Source organism: Micromonospora sp. NPDC049301, from assembly GCF_040678715.1.
Lineage (GTDB): Bacteria > Actinomycetota > Actinomycetes > Mycobacteriales > Micromonosporaceae > Micromonospora.
The window spans coordinates 265863-282309 of the sequence record NZ_JBFAQO010000003.1; the positions used below are offsets into that span (position 1 = coordinate 265863).

The 16447-nt window shown below is 67.2% G+C and carries 12 protein-coding genes and 2 pseudogenes; 3 read left to right on the plus strand and 11 right to left on the minus strand.

What is annotated here, in order from left to right:
- Positions 1–111: 111 nt before the first annotated feature.
- The 5 genes and pseudogenes from AB0K07_RS11105 to AB0K07_RS11125 all read right to left on the minus strand — a co-directional run.
- Positions 112–287, minus strand: a pseudogene (locus tag AB0K07_RS11105) (IS5/IS1182 family transposase); the annotation flags it as partial.
- 302 nt (positions 288–589) lie between these two features.
- Positions 590–1888 (minus strand): PQQ-dependent sugar dehydrogenase, encoded by a 1299-nt coding sequence (locus AB0K07_RS11110; RefSeq protein ID WP_363753386.1) that lies wholly within the window; start codon positions 1886–1888, stop codon positions 590–592.
- Between the two features lie 280 nt (positions 1889–2168).
- On the minus strand, positions 2169–2849 hold the full coding sequence (locus AB0K07_RS11115; protein WP_363753389.1) for a lytic polysaccharide monooxygenase: 681 nt from the start codon (positions 2847–2849) through the stop codon (positions 2169–2171).
- A 177-nt stretch (positions 2850–3026) separates the two neighbouring features.
- Complete coding sequence (locus tag AB0K07_RS11120) at positions 3027–3605, minus strand: hypothetical protein (protein WP_363754282.1); 579 nt, start codon at positions 3603–3605, stop codon at positions 3027–3029.
- 609 nt (positions 3606–4214) lie between these two features.
- Positions 4215–5477 (minus strand): PHB depolymerase family esterase, encoded by a 1263-nt coding sequence (locus AB0K07_RS11125; protein ID WP_363753390.1) that lies wholly within the window; start codon positions 5475–5477, stop codon positions 4215–4217.
- Between the two features lie 559 nt (positions 5478–6036).
- Here AB0K07_RS11125 and AB0K07_RS11130 point away from each other — a divergent pair.
- The 3 genes from AB0K07_RS11130 (at position 6037) to AB0K07_RS11140 (ending at position 10821) form a co-directional block, all read left to right on the plus strand.
- On the plus strand, positions 6037–9222 hold the full coding sequence (locus AB0K07_RS11130) for a penicillin acylase family protein (RefSeq protein WP_363753392.1): 3186 nt from the start codon (positions 6037–6039) through the stop codon (positions 9220–9222).
- A 262-nt stretch (positions 9223–9484) separates the two neighbouring features.
- Positions 9485–9970, plus strand: a complete 486-nt coding sequence (locus AB0K07_RS11135; RefSeq protein WP_363753395.1) for a DUF417 family protein — start codon at positions 9485–9487, stop codon at positions 9968–9970.
- Positions 9971–10239: 269 nt separating this feature from the next.
- Positions 10240–10821 carry a DUF4396 domain-containing protein gene (locus AB0K07_RS11140; protein ID WP_363754284.1) on the plus strand — a complete coding sequence of 194 codons (582 nt, stop codon included), beginning with the start codon at positions 10240–10242 and terminating at the stop codon, positions 10819–10821.
- Positions 10822–10992: 171 nt separating this feature from the next.
- Here the strand turns inward: AB0K07_RS11140 and nhaA are convergent, their stop codons facing one another.
- The 6 genes and pseudogenes from nhaA to AB0K07_RS11170 all read right to left on the minus strand — a co-directional run.
- Positions 10993–12882 carry a Na+/H+ antiporter NhaA gene (nhaA, locus tag AB0K07_RS11145; RefSeq protein ID WP_363753397.1) on the minus strand — a complete coding sequence of 630 codons (1890 nt, stop codon included), beginning with the start codon at positions 12880–12882 and terminating at the stop codon, positions 10993–10995.
- Between the two features lie 596 nt (positions 12883–13478).
- Positions 13479–13907 (minus strand): OsmC family protein, encoded by a 429-nt coding sequence (locus tag AB0K07_RS11150; protein WP_363753400.1) that lies wholly within the window; start codon positions 13905–13907, stop codon positions 13479–13481.
- Between the two features lie 213 nt (positions 13908–14120).
- The gene (locus AB0K07_RS11155; RefSeq protein WP_363753403.1) at positions 14121–14411 is read right to left on the minus strand and encodes a hypothetical protein; all 291 of its coding nucleotides are present in this window, start codon (positions 14409–14411) and stop codon (positions 14121–14123) included.
- Between the two features lie 15 nt (positions 14412–14426).
- Positions 14427–15083 (minus strand): TetR/AcrR family transcriptional regulator, encoded by a 657-nt coding sequence (locus AB0K07_RS11160; RefSeq protein WP_363753405.1) that lies wholly within the window; start codon positions 15081–15083, stop codon positions 14427–14429.
- Between the two features lie 326 nt (positions 15084–15409).
- On the minus strand, positions 15410–15916 hold the full coding sequence (msrA, locus tag AB0K07_RS11165) for a peptide-methionine (S)-S-oxide reductase MsrA (protein ID WP_363753408.1): 507 nt from the start codon (positions 15914–15916) through the stop codon (positions 15410–15412).
- Positions 15917–15996: 80 nt separating this feature from the next.
- Positions 15997–16107 (minus strand): annotated as a pseudogene (locus tag AB0K07_RS11170) (peptide-methionine (R)-S-oxide reductase); the annotation flags it as partial.
- Between the last annotated feature and the right edge of the window lie 340 nt (positions 16108–16447).

Below are 16447 nucleotides of genomic sequence, written 5' to 3' on the forward strand. Positions count from 1 at the left end.
TCCTCGACGACCTGCCAGGCCCTCGTCCAACCCGGGCCAGGTGCTCGACGGCCGTCCTCAGGAAAAGAAATCGGGTTGCGAGACGTCCCTTAGGGCCTGTGTCGAAGTCGGTCACAGCCACTCGTTGATGGCGGCAATCTGTACGGTGGCTTCGTAGCGCACGGCGAGTTTGTCGAAGCGGGTCGCGACGGCCCGGTAGCGCTTCAGGCGGTTGATCCCACACTCCACGGCCTGCGCTGCTTGTACCGCTCGGGGTCCAAGGCCGGTGGTCGGCCACTCTTGGAGCCGAGTTCGTCGAGCACCTGCCCCCCCGGGCGATCCGGGCCCCTCTCAACGGCAACACAATCACCGGCGCCGATGATTCGCTCAGGCAATCGTCCTCACGACCTGTATGCGCCAACCGTGGATCCGATGCGGCAGAAGCAATCGGCCCTGTGACGATGGTCGGATCGACTGCGTGCCGACAATCTCGCTGGCGGAGCCGAGTGGGGCGGTAGGCGAAGCGGTGGGGGCCGGACCCGGCGTGGACGGCCGCCCGTGCGCGGCCGTCCACAGTGGTGTCACGGATGCGGAGGGATTGGCCCGAGGTTCAGCGGTTCGTCACCCCGGTGCCAGAGGCTGGCGGGACCCGCTCGAACCGTACCCGGCTCAGCCATCCCGGGAGGTCACTGAGCACGTACAACTCGCCGTGCACATCGGTGCCGATCGCGGTCGGCTGGGTGGGGAAGTTGCCGATCGTGGCGGACTCGTAGCCACCCGTGAGCTTGGGGCGGACGGCGAACGCGAGGGTCGAGCAGTAGTCGCTCGCGATGTAGGTGCCCCGGGCCTCCGGGGTGGCGGACCCTCGGTACACCACGCCGCCGATCACCGAGCAGTTCTCCGTCATGTAGTGGTCGTACTCGAAGACCGGATCGGTGTATCGCGTGCCCGACCGGCATTGCCCCGGGTCGAAGACCGGCGTGCCCTCTCGGCAGGACCAACCGAGGTTCGCTCCACGCTGCGACGGGCGGATGTGGTTGATCTCCTCGACCAGGCCCTGGCCGACATCACCGATCCACAGCGAGCCGTCGACCGGGTCGATGGAGAACCGCCACGGGTTGCGCAGCCCGTAGACCCAGATCTCCGGCCGCGCACCCGGCGCGCGGACGAACGGGTTGTCGAAGGGTACGCAGTAGGGCTTACCCCCGCAGACGCGGTTGACGTCGATCCGCAGAATCTTGCCGAGCAGGGTGCCGAGGTTCTGACCGGTCTTGAACGGGTCGTTCGCGTTGCCGCCGTCGCCAAGGGACCAGTAGAGGTAGCCGTCGCGGCCGAAGGCTACCTGTCCGCCGTTATGGTTGCCGTACTCGGCGTGCTCCTGGGTGAGCAGCACCTGCAGTCGGTCGGGAGCGCCGATGGGCACCCGCGCCAGGGTCAGCGCGCCGGCCGGCAGGCTCGTGTAGGCCACGTAGAGGATCCCGGTCCGCGCGAAGTTCGGCGTAGGCGTAATGCCGAGAAGGCCGCGCTCGTTGTCCGACGTGTCGATCCGGGCGGTCAGGTCGAGCACCGGCTCTGCCGCCAAGCCGGTATCGGGGTGGTATGCGCGGACGGTGCCGTTCTTCTCCGCGATCAGCATCCGACCGTCCGGCAGTCCAGTAAGCGCGATCGGACGCTGCAGACCGAACGCCACCCGCTCGGATACCACGGTCAGCTCAGCGAGTGGCGCCGCACGGGTGTGGGATGTGCCGGCTGCGGCAGTGCTGGCCACCGGTGCCGGTGGCGACAGAAGCACGGACAGGGTCAGGATGAGCAGCCCGGCCAGCATGGTGGCTGGGCGAAAACGCCGTCGCTGCATGTTCAGCTCCTCGAGCAGGTGGGTGGAGGGTGTGGTCTGGGAGCGTTTCCACATTAAATTCACCCCGATCGATATACAAGTTGCCGGCCGTGCGCGGGCAAAGGCTTCTTCGCTGGCCAAGGCGGTCGATGATGACTTCGCTCGGACGCGCGCGCCGGGCATCCTCAAGTTCGAAGGGCCTCCGCACCATCAGGCTTGCAGGATCTGCGGCAGATGCTCCGCGACCACGACGGTGAGGCTCTGGCCCGGCTCCTGGCACTACCGGAAGAACACTCCGGCCCAGGGCGCCAGCGCGCCTGGGCCGGAGTGGTGCCGTGCCGGTCGGACCTGCCGATCAGGTGATGTTGATATCGCTGCACCACATGTAGGTCTGGTCCAGGTGTGACGCCTTCCAGAGCACGAACAGGATGTGGTTCCCGCTGCGGGCAGGGAGCGAGACGTTGAACGAGATGTTCTGCGCCGGCGCGTACCGCCCGGTCGTCGTGATCAGGTCGAGGTTGCCCCACCCGAGCCGCTGGGTGGCCGGGTTGAATCCCTGCTTGGTGACGTAGACCTGGAAGTAGTCAGCACCATGGCTGGCCTGGTCGTACATCTGGACCGTGAGGTTGCGGCTGACGGTGGTCGTCTTCCACGCTCCGGGCTGGTTCAGTGTGTCGTTCCTGGAGAGGGCGTTGCTGCACAGCTGTCCGTCCGGGGTGCGGGCTTGGTGCTGGCCGGCGAGGCCGTCCCGCAGCGCGCTCATCCAGTTCCACATGGTGTCGGGGTTGGCCTGGAACGCCCGCCAGCACATGGGGTCTTGTTGCTGCATGGCCGGGTTCGTGTGTTGGCTGCCCCAGGTCTTCCAGCACTGGTACGCGCGAGTCGCCGGATTGATGACGGTGCCGTGTGCCTGGGCTGCGCCGGTCCAGGGCAGCGTACCGGCCACCATGGCGAACATCAGGACGAGCGCCTGGAGGGACCGGCGGACGGTTGACCGGGGTCGTCCGCCGGATTGATCGGGCTTGTGTGAACGCACTGTTCATCCTCCGTTCCTCGGTACGGTCGATCAGTATGGGAACGCTCCCAAAGCCACTGTTGCATCTATCAACTCAAATATCAATCCTGATCTATCTATAGGTGAATGTGGAGCGAGCTGTCCGGGATCGTCGGATCGATGAGGGCTCCAGGTGCCCTGCTCGGCCACCCGGCATGGTCAAAGCCCGGCTGCGGCGTCATACCGGCGGCGCTGGTCGGCCATCTCCGCAGCGGTCAGCGCCTCCTTTTGCGCCAATGTCGCGTACTTGGCTGGGAACATCTCCCGCAGCCGGTCGACGAACATGACGTCGGCTGTCGCCTCGACGACCTGGATGCCCGGAGGGTGGGTGGACATGTCCATGATCACAGGGCCGGCCAGCTTGACCGCCACGTCCCAGGGGCGCTTCTGCTCGGCGACCCCGCAGAGGTGGAAGCCGTAGACCTTCTGGACGTCGGCGAGAGCGGTGGCCTCGGCCGGCTCGTAGCCGTAGACGCGAACCCCGCAGATCACTGGCGGCTTCTCCGCGGTGTCCCCCTGCTGGGCGCTGTGTCCGGCGTGGTTGTGCTGCCCCGGGTCCGCCTGTTCGAGCGTGGTCCGCATCCGGGCCACAATCTGCGCTTGCAGATCCGCCGGCTCCGCCTCCGGTTCGGCCCGATTGACCAGTACGACCGTGCCGGCCAACACCGCCAGCAGGATCACCACCACCCACACCAGGCGGTTTCGGTACCACCCCGCGAAACTCTCTCGGGAAATCATCATCGCTTCTCACCTCATCGCCGGTTGGTGCACTGGCAGACCGAATCGGATGCCCCTGGCATGTCAGGCGTCGAGCGCGTCGGCCGTCGGGGACGCGTGCCGGGGGATACGTGTGGCGGGCGAGAATGCCTGCCCGGCAGAGTGCCCGCCGTCATGGCGATGGCCCGGCGATGGGGCATGCGAGCGTCTGTCAAAGTGACGCGTCGCCGGCCCTACGATGCTCCCGTGCTGGCCGTTCTCAGCACGGTTGCCCCCGCGCTGCGGCGATATGAGCCATTCCAGCACGTGTGGGTCGACGCTGACAACATTGACGCGCGTCGGTGTCGATTCGGTGAGGGCAAGCACTGGCGACGCCCGTACGCGGGATAGGCGATCACGGCATAGCTGGCGAACCGCCGCGGCGAGTTCCTGATTGCCGCGACCCCAGCCCTGGTCCCATTCGTCAACGATCACGTGCAGGCCGTGAACGGGCTGCGCCAGATCTCGTCGAGGTCGAGGTGCCATGAGAGGAAGGCCGAGATGCGCCTCGCGATGGGTACCGATGGCTTACCCATCGATTGGTTCCTGCTCGCGCAGGGTCGCGCGGGTTCGCAGACCTCGGACGGTGGATCAGCGACGACGGCGGGTCATCCACTGCCAGATGTGGGTGCCGTTGCGCTTCGGGTCGTTGCGGGCCACGTAGATCCAGGACCAGTGACCGGGGAACTGGTGGCCGTTCCAGACGACATGGTCGTACAGGGTGATCAGTGATCCCGGGATGAGGTCGTGGGCGTGGATCGTGTTGGTCTCGGGTGGCACGGTGTCGTCGTCGCGCGAGGTGACCAGCCAGGTCGGGGTGTGGATCCCCGCCAGCTCCGCGTCGGTGATAAGCGGCGGGCCCTCCGCGTTGAGCGGCTCGACGACGCCGCAGATCGGCACCGACGCGGCGAACAGGTCGGGATAGGCAACGGTCATCTCCAGGCACATGTAGCCGCCGTTGCTGCAACCGACCACGTAGATCCGGTCGGGGTCGACACGCTTGCGGCGTACGAGGTCCTGGACGATCTCGCGGATCAGCGGGGCGAACCGGGGGCCGTCCTCCATCCAGTAGGAGGTGCTCTGCGGAGCGACGACGTACGCGCCGGAGAAGATCCGTTGAGCCTCCGGGGTGGCGAAGCCCAGCGCGCCGCGGTTGGCGCGCAGCGTGGTCTCGTTGTCGTAGTAGTCGTCGGGCAGTGAGGCACCCTCGCCGCCGCCGTGCAGCCAGACGATCAGCGGCAGCCGACCGTGGCGGGGCGAACGCTCCGGAGAGTACAACCGGTACTTCATGCCCGAGCCCGAGACGTGGTGGCTGAAGGCGTCCACCTCGGGGTTCGACAGCCGGCCCTGCACGAAGCGCCTGATGGTGACCGGCGGGCCGTGGCGCCGGGCGAGCGGGGTGTTCTGCGTGATGGTGTAGACGAGGTCCAGCCGGACGTTGCGGCCCCTGCTCACGATGTAGCCGAGGGTGCCACCGCCGAGTTGGCCTTCGGCGTGACTCAGCTCCAGCACGATGTTTCCGTGCCGGTCGAGGCGGGCCGCCGTCACGGTGCGGTCCAGGTCGTACTCGCTGAAGATCAGCTCGCCGGGAGCGATCGGGATCGGGCTGGTGGCCTTGGCATGCACGCCGAACGTGCCGGGGGAGAGCCCGGCGGGGTCGATCGGCCCGAGCAGGCTGGTGTCGAGTGTGACCGAGGTGACCTGCTCACCGCCGTCGAGCGTTCTCGCGTCGAGGGTGAAGCTCACGCTGGTGGGGCGGTGGCCATCGGCGTGCGCGGGGCCGGGAAGCGCTAGGCCGATGGCGGCACCGGCGCCACCGGCCAGGACACTGCGGCGAGTGACAGACGTGGACATGCGAGCCCCCGGACTATGCGATGTAGATAATCATCGATGAGTTTCAACCTAACGCCGCGGAGATCCGCAGGCAACCGGTGTCGCCAGGGGTGATCAGTGCGCCCGAGGTCGTTGGAGCTACCGGGAGGACGCCCTGACTGATCGCAGTCGCCGCGTTCATTCCGTTCTACCGGCTACCGATCAACGGCGAAGTCGCCGGTATCAGGCGTACGCGCGCGCTGACCTCCGACGCATGGCTCGTGTCTTCGGCGCTGAGCTGCAAGATCGGCTTGGAAGAGGCTCAATGCGTCGTCGGCGACGCTGGACGCATCCGAACCGCGATCGCGCCCGGAACCTACCGGGTGACCCGAGCCGATGGCGAAGGACGGCGAAACGTCGGCATTGGCGCGTGGTGAACGACGGGTATCCCGGAAGGCGGTCCTGCGTCGATCATTGCCCAGAGATAGATATGAGTCACTCTCACCTCCGGGGTGGATCGCCCGGGCGCGGAGGGCGAGACGTCGGCACCGGAAGCCGGGCGTAACCGAACGGCCCGACTCCGCGTCCCCGGAGGATCGCCATGCCCCGTCCCGCTCTCCGTACCCGGCTCGCGGCGCTCACCGCCGCCGCCCTGACCGCGAGCGTCCTGACGGTGAGCCCGCCGTCACCGGCGCTGGCCGCCAGCACGTTCGCCGCCAACGACTACTGCCTCGGCCAGTGCGCCGACATCCTGCCCCCCGGGCAGAACGGCAACGCCACGCTGGTCGCCATCCTGGCGCACCAAGCGCTGGGCACCCGACCGGCGCACTCCAGCGACCAGCTCGACGAGTACGCGAACCTGGTCTACAACTACGCCGGGCTGACCGACGAGCAGATCGCCCACTTCTACAACGACGCCTCGTTCGGTGTCCCGGCCGCGCAGGTCGAGAGCACCGTCTCGCCGCGCGCGGACGTCACCATCGTGCGCGACAAGGCCACCGGCGTCCCGCACGTCACCGGCACCACCCGCGCCGGCACGATGTTCGGCGCCGGCTTTGCCGGGGCCCAGGACCGGCTCTGGGTGATGGACCTGCTGCGGCACGCCGGTCGCGGCACGCTCACCTCGTTCGCCGGTGGCGCGCCGGGCAACCGTGAGCTGGAGCAGAGCATCTGGGCCACCTCGCCCTACTCAGAGGCGGACCTGCAGGCCCAGGTGGACGCGCTGCGCCTCAAGGGCACCCGGGGCCAGCAGCTCTACACCGACGTGGTCGACTACATCGCCGGCATCAACGCCTACATCGACAAGTCGATCGCCGAGGACAACTACCCGGGTGAGTACGTGCTCGCGGGTGCCGGCAAGCCGACGCATTTCACCATGACCGACCTCATCGCCACCGCCGGCGTCATCGGCGGGCTCTTCGGCGGGGGCGGCGGCAGCGAGATCCAGTCCGCGCTGGTCCGGGTGGCCGCCCGCGCCAAGTACGGCGCCACCGAGGGCGACCGGGTGTGGGCGGCGTTCCGGTCGCAGAACGACCCGGAGACCGTGCTCACCCTGCACGACGGGCAGAGCTTCCCGTACGGGGCGACGCCGCCGGGCGCGACCAGCGCCGTGCTCCCCGACGCCGGCTCGGTGGTCGCCGAGCCCCTCGCCTACGACGCCAGCGGCGGGGCCGCCGCCCGCACCGGCACCGGCACCGCCACCCAGGGGCTGCTCGGTGGCCTGTCCAACCTGCGCGCGCACGGCATGTCCAACGCGGTCGTGGTCTCCGGACGGCACACCACCACCGGCAACCCGGTTGCCGTGTTCGGGCCGCAGACCGGCTACTTCGCGCCGCAGTTGCTGATGCTCCAGGAACTGCAGGGGCCGGGCATCAGCGCTCGCGGCGCCGCGTTCGCCGGGCTCAACCTCTACGTGCTGCTCGGCCGGGGCCAGGACTACGCGTGGAGCGCGACCTCCGCCTCCCAGGACCTCACCGATACGTACGCGGTGCCGCTGTGCACCACCGACGGCAGCGCCCCGACGCTGCACACCAACCGCTACCTCTATCACGGGCAGTGCCTCGTTATGGAGGCGCTGGAGCAGCGCAACTCCTGGTCGCCAACACTGGCCGACTCCACCCCGGCCGGCTCGTACACGCTGCGCGCGCTGCGCACCAGGTACGGGCTGGTGGCCTACCGGGGCCTGGTGAACGGGCAGCCGACCGCGTTCACCAAGCTGCGCTCGACCTACCGGCACGAGGCCGACTCGGCGATCGGCTTCCAGGCCTACAACGACCCGTCGGCGATGGGCAGCGCGGCGGCCTTCCAGGCGTCCGCGGCCAACGTCGGGTACGCGTTCAACTGGTTCTACGTCAACTCGACCGAGGCGGCGTACTTCAACTCCGGCTCGAACCCGGTCCGTCCGGCCACCGCCGACCCGAACCTGCCCACGAAGGCCGAGCCGGCGTACGAGTGGGCCGGCTGGAACTCGGACACCAACGACGCCACCTACACCCCGGTGTCGGCGCATCCGCAGTCGGTCAACCAGGACTACTACGTCAGCTGGAACAACAAGCAGGCGCGGGACTTCGGGGCGGCGGACGGCAACTTCAGCTTCGGCTCAGTGCACCGGGGGCAGTTGCTCGACGGCCCGGTGCGGGCCGCGATCGCCCAGCGCAAGCTCGGCCGCGCCGACGTCGTCAGCATCATGGCGGACGCGGCGGTGACCGACCTGCGCGGCCAGCAGGTTCTCGGCGACCTGCTGCGGGTGCTGAACAGCACGCCGGTCACGGATCCGGCGCTGGCCGACGCGGTGGGCAAGCTGCGGGCCTGGCAGCAGGCCGGGGCCCGCCGGGTGGAGACGTCCCCCGGCACGAAGGTCTACCAGCACGCCGACGCGATCCGGATCTTCGACGCCTGGTGGCCGCTGCTGGCCTCGGCGCAGTTCCGCGCCGGCCTCGGGCCGGACCTCTACGCCGCGCTGGTCGACGCCATCGAGGTGAACGAGGCGCCGTCGGGCGGCCAGAACGGCGGGCGCGACGGCGCCGCGAGCTGGGCGTTGCAGGGTCAGGCGCACAAGGGCTCGTCGTTCCAGTACGGCTGGTGGGGCTACGTCGACAAGGACCTGCGCACCGTGCTCGGCGACCCCGTCGCCGGCGGGTTGGGCCGCGCGTACTGCGGCAACGGCAACCTCGGCGCGTGCCGGCAGTCCCTGCTCGACACGCTCGGTCAAGCCGCCGCGGTGCCGGCCACCACGGTCTACCCGGGCGACAAGTCCTGCGGGGCCGGCGACCAGTGGTGCGCCGACTCGATCGCCCAGTCCGGGCTGGGCGGCATCACCCACCCGCTGATCGCCTGGCAGAACCGTCCCACCTACCAGCAGGTCGTGTCATTCCCGGCGCGCCGGGGCGACGACGTCACCAACCTGGCGCAGGGTCGTCCGGCGACCGCGTCGAGCACCCAGTTCCTGACCAGCCACACTCCGGACAAGGCGGTCGACGGCAGCCTGAGCAGCCGGTGGGCCAGCAGCTACAACGACAACCAGTGGATCCGGGTCGACCTCGGCGCGGCCCGCAGTGTCAGCCGGGTGGTGCTGCGCTGGGAGGCCGCGTACGGCACGTCGTACCGGATCGAGGTCTCCGGCGACGGCAGTTCCTGGACGCCGGTGTTCACCACCACGACCGGCAACGGCGGCGTCGACAACGCCACCTTCGCCCCGGTCACCGCCCGCTACGTGCGGGTGTACGGGGTCAAGCGGGCCACCTCGTACGGGTTCTCGCTCCACGAATTCGAGCTGTACGGACGGTGACCTCGCGCGGAGGGGGCGGCGGGACTCACTCGCCGGCCCCTCCGCGCGTGCGCAGCGCCATGGCCGGCGGGCGGGGTCCGAAGCGATCAGCACGGCTGTGTCGTTGTCTCCGGGAGCGATGAGGACTCGTACCTGACTGCGCAAGCGGCGCGGAGACCGCCCGGGATGTCGTCAGCGCGGAGTCGCGCCCTCGGTGCGTGTTGCTGGTCATTGCGGGTATCCCAGCACGCCGACCCGCCGACACAGCGACTAGGAGCGAGCGATGGGCACACGACACTCGTCCGCGGATGAACTCGCCTCCGTAGGCTTCTCGGTCCTGCGCTACGCGCTGACGACGAACATCTTGTGGATCGGTGCGCTGAAGTTCAAGCCGTACGAGGTGGAGAACGACGAGCCGCTGGTCACCTCGAGTCCGCTGTTCTCGCGGGTCCGCACGAGGCTGGGCGCACAGAAGCTCAACCGACTCATCGGGGTCACGGAGATCACCCTGGGCTCTCTGATTGCCGCCAAGCCGCTTGCGCCCAGGGCGTCGGCGATCGGTAGCTTCGGTGCGATGGGGATGTTCCTCACCACACTCAGCTTCCTTGCCACGACGCCTGAGGCTCGGCAGAAAGGGCAGGGGATATTGATCCTTTCTCAGCTGGGGCAATTCCTGCTCAAAGACACGGTGCTTTTCGGCGCCGCTCTCCTGACAGCTGTCGAGTCGCTGCGCGCGGCCGCCCTGCTGACCGGCCCACGACGCTTGTGACTCAGTCCGGCTCGACAAGGTTTCCCGCTCCCTGCGGACGCGACGGTAGGCCGCGTGGGCTCACCCGAAGAAGGGCAGCCCTTGTGGTGGAGCTTGTCATATCCCCCTCACCGGCATCGCATGGAGTGTCCTGAGCCGAAAAGGAGATGGTTCTGCAACCAACATGGCTCGTGGTGCTCTCGTGGGCTGTGCTCTTTGTGGGCTTAGCCAGCACCGTCGTCATCGTTTTCGATCACCTTGTTCTGCGATATCGTCAGCCGGTCAAAATCATGGAGATTGTCTGGCCGGCAAGCGCCCTCTACTTTGGCCCCGCAGCCGTCGTTGCCTACCGACAGTGGGGTAGACCCCAGTCTCCCCGATGGCTGAAGCGGCACCGCACCCCGCCTAAAAGGCCGCGACATGCTGCCACGATAGTTGGAACCTTGCATTGTGCGACGCACTGCCTTCTGGGTGCCATCATTGGCACCCTTTTCGCCTTCGGATTTAATCTGGAAATTCTGGACAAGAGATTGTGGCCAGAATTCATCGGCGACTACGTGGCCGCAGTGCTGGTGGGACTTGCGTTTCGCTACTTCGCCGAGGCTGGCGCCGGTGGCCAGAGGGCGTGGACCGCAATGCGGAGATTCCTCAGAGGGGACCTGCTGGGTGTTTCCGTCTTCGAGTTCGCCCTATTGGGCTGGCTGGCGCTGATGGAGTTCATGGTTTTCCACGAGAGCCTTCAGCCGGGAAGTCCGGTGTTCTGGCTCATTGTCCAGATCGGGTTGATCATCGGCTTCTTTGCGGCTTGGCCGCCAACCTCGTGGCTGATCCGCCGCGGCGCCAAGGCGGAAGTGCTGGGCACGCCGCAGTAGGTGGTACTGCGCCGAGGCGCGTGAGAAATCTCGGTTCCTGTTCGCCGGCGCTGCTGCGAGCCCCGATGAGGTCTCGGATCCTCTTGAGGCTCCATCGCTGCGCGTCAGGCAAGAGTCCGCGCGGCAGGGTCTGACGGCCGACCGCTTTGCCGTCGTGTCAACAGAACGCGTTTACGTACGGGTCGCTGGTGCGTCGCGGCCGAGGCGGGCGCGGGCTCGGGCCGTTCGAATGGCTGCAGTCAAGGCGGTGATGTCGTAGGCGCCGTAGTGGCGGCGGCCGTTGATGAAGAACGTCGGGGTGCCGGACACTCCGCTGTTGTCGGCGGAGTCGATGTCGCTGTCGACGCGGCCGGCGTGGGCCTGGCTTATCAGGTCGTCGTGGAACCGTTTCTGATCCAGACCGAGGTCGCCTGCATATGTGATGAGAGCAGTGATGTCCAGCTCGTCCTGGTGGCAGAGCAAGAGGTCGTGCATCTGCCAGAATTTGCCCTGAGCGGCGGCTGCTTCGGCGGCCTCGGCTGCTAGCCGGGCTTGCGGATGCACGTCTGACAGAGGCAGGTGACGCCACACGAAACGCAGGTCGGCGTCGCCCAGCAACTGGCGGACGACTGGCTCGGCCTTCCCGCAGTACGGGCACTGGAAGTCGCCGTACTGCACCAGCGTTACCGACGCACCGGCTGGGCCGCGGACGTGGTCCTGCTTCTCGTCGACCGCCGGGGTGAGATCGTTCAGCTCCGTCATGTCGCCGAAGAGCGCCCGGATGCGCTTGTCCTCAGGCAACGTGTTAGTGACGCGGAACGCGATCCAGGTCAGCGCCGAGGATACGATCGCGGCGCTGAGCACCCCGACTTTGGCCTCGGCCAGTTGGTCGCCGGTGAAGGCCAGGCTGGCGATCAGCAGCGACACCGTGAAGCTGACACCGGCGATCGTGCCGCTGCCGAGCACGCCCGCCCAGCCCACGGCCGGACGGATGCGCCCGTGTGAGAGCCAGGTGAGCCCGGCCGAGGTGCCGATCACGGCGAGCGGCTTGCCGACGACATACCCGAGCAGCACGCCCCAGGTGACAGGCGACGCGAACGCCTGGGTCAGGAACGGACCGTCGATGCTGATCCCGGCGTTGGCCAGGCCGAACACTGGCACGATGACGTAGCTGGACCATGGGTGGTAGATGCGCTGAAGGCGGTCGTTGGGCGATAGCGTGTTCGCCAGGCCGATCGAAGCCGTACGCGCGAGCGTGGGCGTCGGCTGCTCACGGAACGACCGGAACAGCCCGCTGACCTTCTCGAGCTCAGCTCGGCCGGGAGAGTAGGCAAATGCGGTCAACCCGATGGCCAGTCCGGCCACCACCGGGTCGACTCCGCTGACCAGCAGCGCGCCCCACATCACGATGGCGACCGGCGCGTACGCCCAGCCCCGTCGGACGCCGCCTGCGCGGAAGGCCAGCATGACCGCGAATGCCGCCACGGCCACCACGATGGGCATCACCGTGATGTCCTCGCTGTAGACCAGGGCGATGACGATGAGTGCGATCAAGTCGTCGACCACGAACACGGTGAGCAGGAAGATCCGGACCCGGTCGGGCACACCCCGGCCGAGCAGTGCCAGCAGGCCCAACGCGAGGGCGGTGTCGGTCGACATAGCCACGCCCCAGCCGTGCGCGCCCGGCCCGCCGTGGTTGATCACCAGGAAGATCAGTACCGGGATCAGCATGCCGATCACGCCGGCCACGCTGGGCAGCACGAAACGTCGCCGGTCCCGGAGATCGCCGAGGTCGAACTCGCGCCGCGCCTCAAGGCCGACGACAAGGAAGAACAGCGTCATCAAGCCGCTGTTGATCCAGGTGTGCAGGTCGCGGGAGAGTTCGAGGTGTCCGAGGCGCACGGACAACTGGGTGCGCCATACGGCTTCGTAGGAGCCGAGGTCGATGTTGGCCCAGAGCAGTGCGGCGACGATGGCGGCCACGAGCACTCCGGCGCTGCCGGACTCAATTCGCAAGAATGCTCGCAGCGGTGACGCTAGGTTCCGCTTCCAGATCGTTCGGCCGGTCTTGGTTTCGGGCACACGTCACCTTCCGAGGCTCTGGCCGGGCCAGCATGGATAGCTGGATCACGTGCCGCAATGGGGCACGCGACTTTTCGGGTCAGTACTGATCGCGCCGCCGCAGCTGTGGTTGGCTGCGGGGAGAGCGACGAGGCCCGCCGATGTCCTGCCGGACACGGGCGACTATCAGTGAGCTCACGCTCAGGACGACCACGCACATGATCGATGCGATGGTGAGCCCCGGCGATACCGAAAGGATGATTCGGCTGCGGCCGTGGCGGTCGCCGAGGGAGCGCGCCGGCCAGCAGGATCAATGCGGCCCGGGTACGGGTGAGCCAGGCATTGCAGCGCCACGGGCTGCCGATCCCCGACTGCACGACCTGCGACACGTTCATTGTGCCCGGCAGCCGATCCACCGTCACCGAGCCGACCACACCAACGCTGTTCTGAGCCGCCGGCACGAGTCACCGGCCATCCGCCAGGGCCGAGACCTGCGCCGCATGCAAGGCGCCGCATCGTGTTCGAGCTACCGCGGTCGACGGAAACACTGTCGCCGCCTGGGGCGCAACGGCAACCGCTTGCGGCACGGTCGTGATCGCCGAGCGATCGGCGTGTCCTCAGCGCGGCCCGACGAACTCGGTCCTCACGCTCCATGCGAACTGAATCAGCAGGGTCACCGGGGACCTCTCGGCAATCTCGTGCATGACCGTCAAGTCGTCGGGGTCAGGGTCCTCGCTGAGCGTGATCGTGCGCTGCAGGTAACGCTCTGCGCCCTCCTGCTCGGGTTCGTGGTAGTCAATCTCGACGGTGATGTCACCGGCGGTGTCGTACTTGTAGTCGACATACTGCCGCAGCGTCTGAGCAGTGCACGACGCGAGCGCCATCAACAGGTACTCCGTCGGCGTCGGGCCTTCGCCGAGCGCGCCGTTGTGCGGTTCATCGGCGACGAACGTGAAGCCGCGGGTGGTCATGTCCGTGCGCCGGCGCTCAGTGGCCGGAAGGACAACTCGGGCGGATGCGACGACATGATCCTGATCGGTTTTCATCAGCCGTGCCTTCGTGTAGATCCAGTGATGACGGTCCAGGTATACGGACCCAGCAGCAGCCGAGCCGCAGTCTGAGCGGGGGCTGAGGCCAGGCGTATCACCCCACGACCTCGTGCCTCCGCAGGCTAGCCTTCCCGGACTAGATAGTCCAACTGCCCGCTCAATGCTGGAACCGCCCGGCGTGGTGAATCAGGACGGCTGGTGGCTCAAGCTCTACCGATAGGCGGCCGGGGCCCAACATCCCCAGCTAAACTCCATCAACTCCAAGTCCGACAACGGACCAGATGGTCCGCTATGGCTCAGGTGTGCCGTCGTTCGCGCATCGTCGCCTCCCGGCCAGCGCATGGCCAGTCGACGCTCGTCGGGCATGGTGGAGCCCTTATCGAAGGTGGCGTGGTCAACCGGGGTCCAGGTGCCGCCACCGGGATCGATGATGCTGGCGATGGTGATCTCGCTCTCATCGACCTGCGGGCTGCTCGCACCCGCCGGAAGCAGCCTGATCACGACTAACGGGCCCAATTATCGGGTCGGCTCACCGGACGGCTCCACGAGGAACGATTGGATGTGTTCCAGTGCCATGTCCAGAGCGACTTCCATTGGTGACACGTTGTGCGCGGCGTTCGCCAGCAAGTAGCCGCCTTGCAAAGCGGCCATCAACCCCGTGGCCAACTTCTCCGGGTCGGCGTCCTGGCGCAGTAGACCGCTGTCCCGCATCCGGTGCAGACCATCACTGATCAGCTTCTCCCATGCCGCAAACGTCTCCGACAGAGACGATCGGGCCTGCTCATCTTGATCGGACAGCTCGAGAGCCATCGACCCGAGGCCGCACCCGTATTTGCCGTTGTTCAGCGAGTTGGCCTGGACCAGCGCGTTGCGCCACCGGACCAGCCCCGAGAACGATCTGAGTCGTTCGAGCCCTGCACGCTCACGCTGAAGCACAAGCGTGCCTCGATATGTGACCAACGCCCGCACGAGCTCCTGCTTGTCGGCGAAGTGGTGGTAGAGCTGAGACTTGCTCGTCTGGCTTGCCTCGCGGATGTCGTCAAGGGTTGTCGCGTTCACTCCGCGTACGAGCATCAGCCGGTTCGCTGCCTCGAGGATCCGCTCTCGCGTCGCGATGCCCCGTTGACTGATCCTCCGCTTGTTCGTCGGGGCAGCCACCTGCTCGTTGCTCATCTGTCAAGTGTATCCAGCGCGCCAGATCATCTCGGGAAAATGGGACCTTAGAGTCCATGCGGTGCCATGTCGCATTACTCGATGCTGAAGGACGAGCGCATGCGCCGATCGTCTTGATCAACGGCGTGCCACCACCGCCAGATCATCGATCGTGCCAGCTTTCCTGGACTACTTCGTCCTAGCTGTTATCTGCTCAGGAGTTGCTCGGCCATGCGTCATGAGCGGCCCGCAGGCGAGAGCGCGCACCCATCCGGCCGCCTCCTCGTCCGGGCCGACCACCTCGGCTGCGGGCCGGCGCGCGGACCCCGGTCCGCGCGCCGGAGGTGTCAGGCCGTCGCCCGCTTCGGAAGCTTCCACCCGGGGCGGGGGAAGTGGCAGGTGTAACCGTTGGGGTAGGTCTGCAGGTAGTTCTGGTGCTCGGGCTCGGCCTCCCAGAAGTCACCTGCCGCGGTGACCTCGGTGACAACCTTGCCGGGCCACAGACCCGAGGCGTCGACGTCGGCGATCGTGTCTTCGGCGACCCGCTTCTGCTCGTCGCTGGTGTAGAAGATCGCCGAGCGGTAGCTGGTGCCGATGTCGTTGCCCTGGCGGTTCTTCGTCGAAGGGTCGTGGATCTGGAAGAAGAACTCGAGCAGCGCGCGGAAGTCGGTCTTGTCGGTGTCGTAAACGACCTCGATGGACTCCGCGTGGGTGCCGTGGTTGCGGTAGGTGGCGTTCGGGACGTCGCCGCCGCTGTAGCCGACGCGCGTGGACACGACGCCGGGCTGGCGGCGGAACAACTCCTCCATGCCCCAGAAGCAGCCGCCGGCGAGGATTGCCTTTTCGGTGGTCACGTCGTCTCCTTGCTTGTCGTCGGTGCCAGTGGTGGTGTCACTCGTGAGCAGGGTGCGGTAGTCGCCACGTTCGTCTTGGCGATCGGCTTGGTGAAGCTCGGCCAGCCGGAGTTGCTGTCGTACTTGTCGACCGATGCGAACAGCGGCTCGCCGGACACGGCGTCGACGTAAATGCCGGGCTCATGGTTGTCCCAGCTGGGCACAGCTCTCCCTTCACGGCCTTGCGACGCGAAGCTGCGGAGCCAGGTGAAGCGCACCTGGCACGCAAGTACAGACACCCTCCGGGTTGGTTGTATTCCCGCAGCCTCCACCTTGCATGGACTATAAGGTCCGAAGATGCTATCTGGACCAGGCTGCACTGTTGCCTCGTAGCGGCAAATGAACTGGGGTTTTTCGCGGCTGCGGCGATATCTACTAGACCCGAGAGTGGACTTGACAGACCAGTTTGTCCGCGACTAGGTTCGTGGCGTCCGACGGGGCGCCTCCGGTAGCGCTGAGCTGCCCGACTTGTCCTCCGGTGCCGAGTTCGAC

What these genes read in the sequence shown, in the direction of transcription:
- AB0K07_RS11110 (WP_363753386.1), bottom strand. Translation starts at nt 1,888, where the DNA reads ATGTGGAAACGCTCCCAGACCACACCCTCCACCCACCTGCTCGAGGAG.
- AB0K07_RS11120 (WP_363754282.1), bottom strand. Translation starts at nt 3,605, where the DNA reads ATGATTTCCCGAGAGAGTTTCGCGGGGTGGTACCGAAACCGCCTGGTG.
- AB0K07_RS11125 (WP_363753390.1), bottom strand. Translation starts at nt 5,477, where the DNA reads ATGTCCACGTCTGTCACTCGCCGCAGTGTCCTGGCCGGTGGCGCCGGT.
- AB0K07_RS11130 (WP_363753392.1), top strand. Translation starts at nt 6,037, where the DNA reads ATGCCCCGTCCCGCTCTCCGTACCCGGCTCGCGGCGCTCACCGCCGCC.
- AB0K07_RS11135 (WP_363753395.1), top strand. Translation starts at nt 9,485, where the DNA reads ATGGGCACACGACACTCGTCCGCGGATGAACTCGCCTCCGTAGGCTTC.
- AB0K07_RS11140 (WP_363754284.1), top strand. Translation starts at nt 10,240, where the DNA reads ATGGAGATTGTCTGGCCGGCAAGCGCCCTCTACTTTGGCCCCGCAGCC.
- AB0K07_RS11150 (WP_363753400.1), bottom strand. Translation starts at nt 13,907, where the DNA reads ATGAAAACCGATCAGGATCATGTCGTCGCATCCGCCCGAGTTGTCCTT.
- AB0K07_RS11160 (WP_363753405.1), bottom strand. Translation starts at nt 15,083, where the DNA reads ATGAGCAACGAGCAGGTGGCTGCCCCGACGAACAAGCGGAGGATCAGT.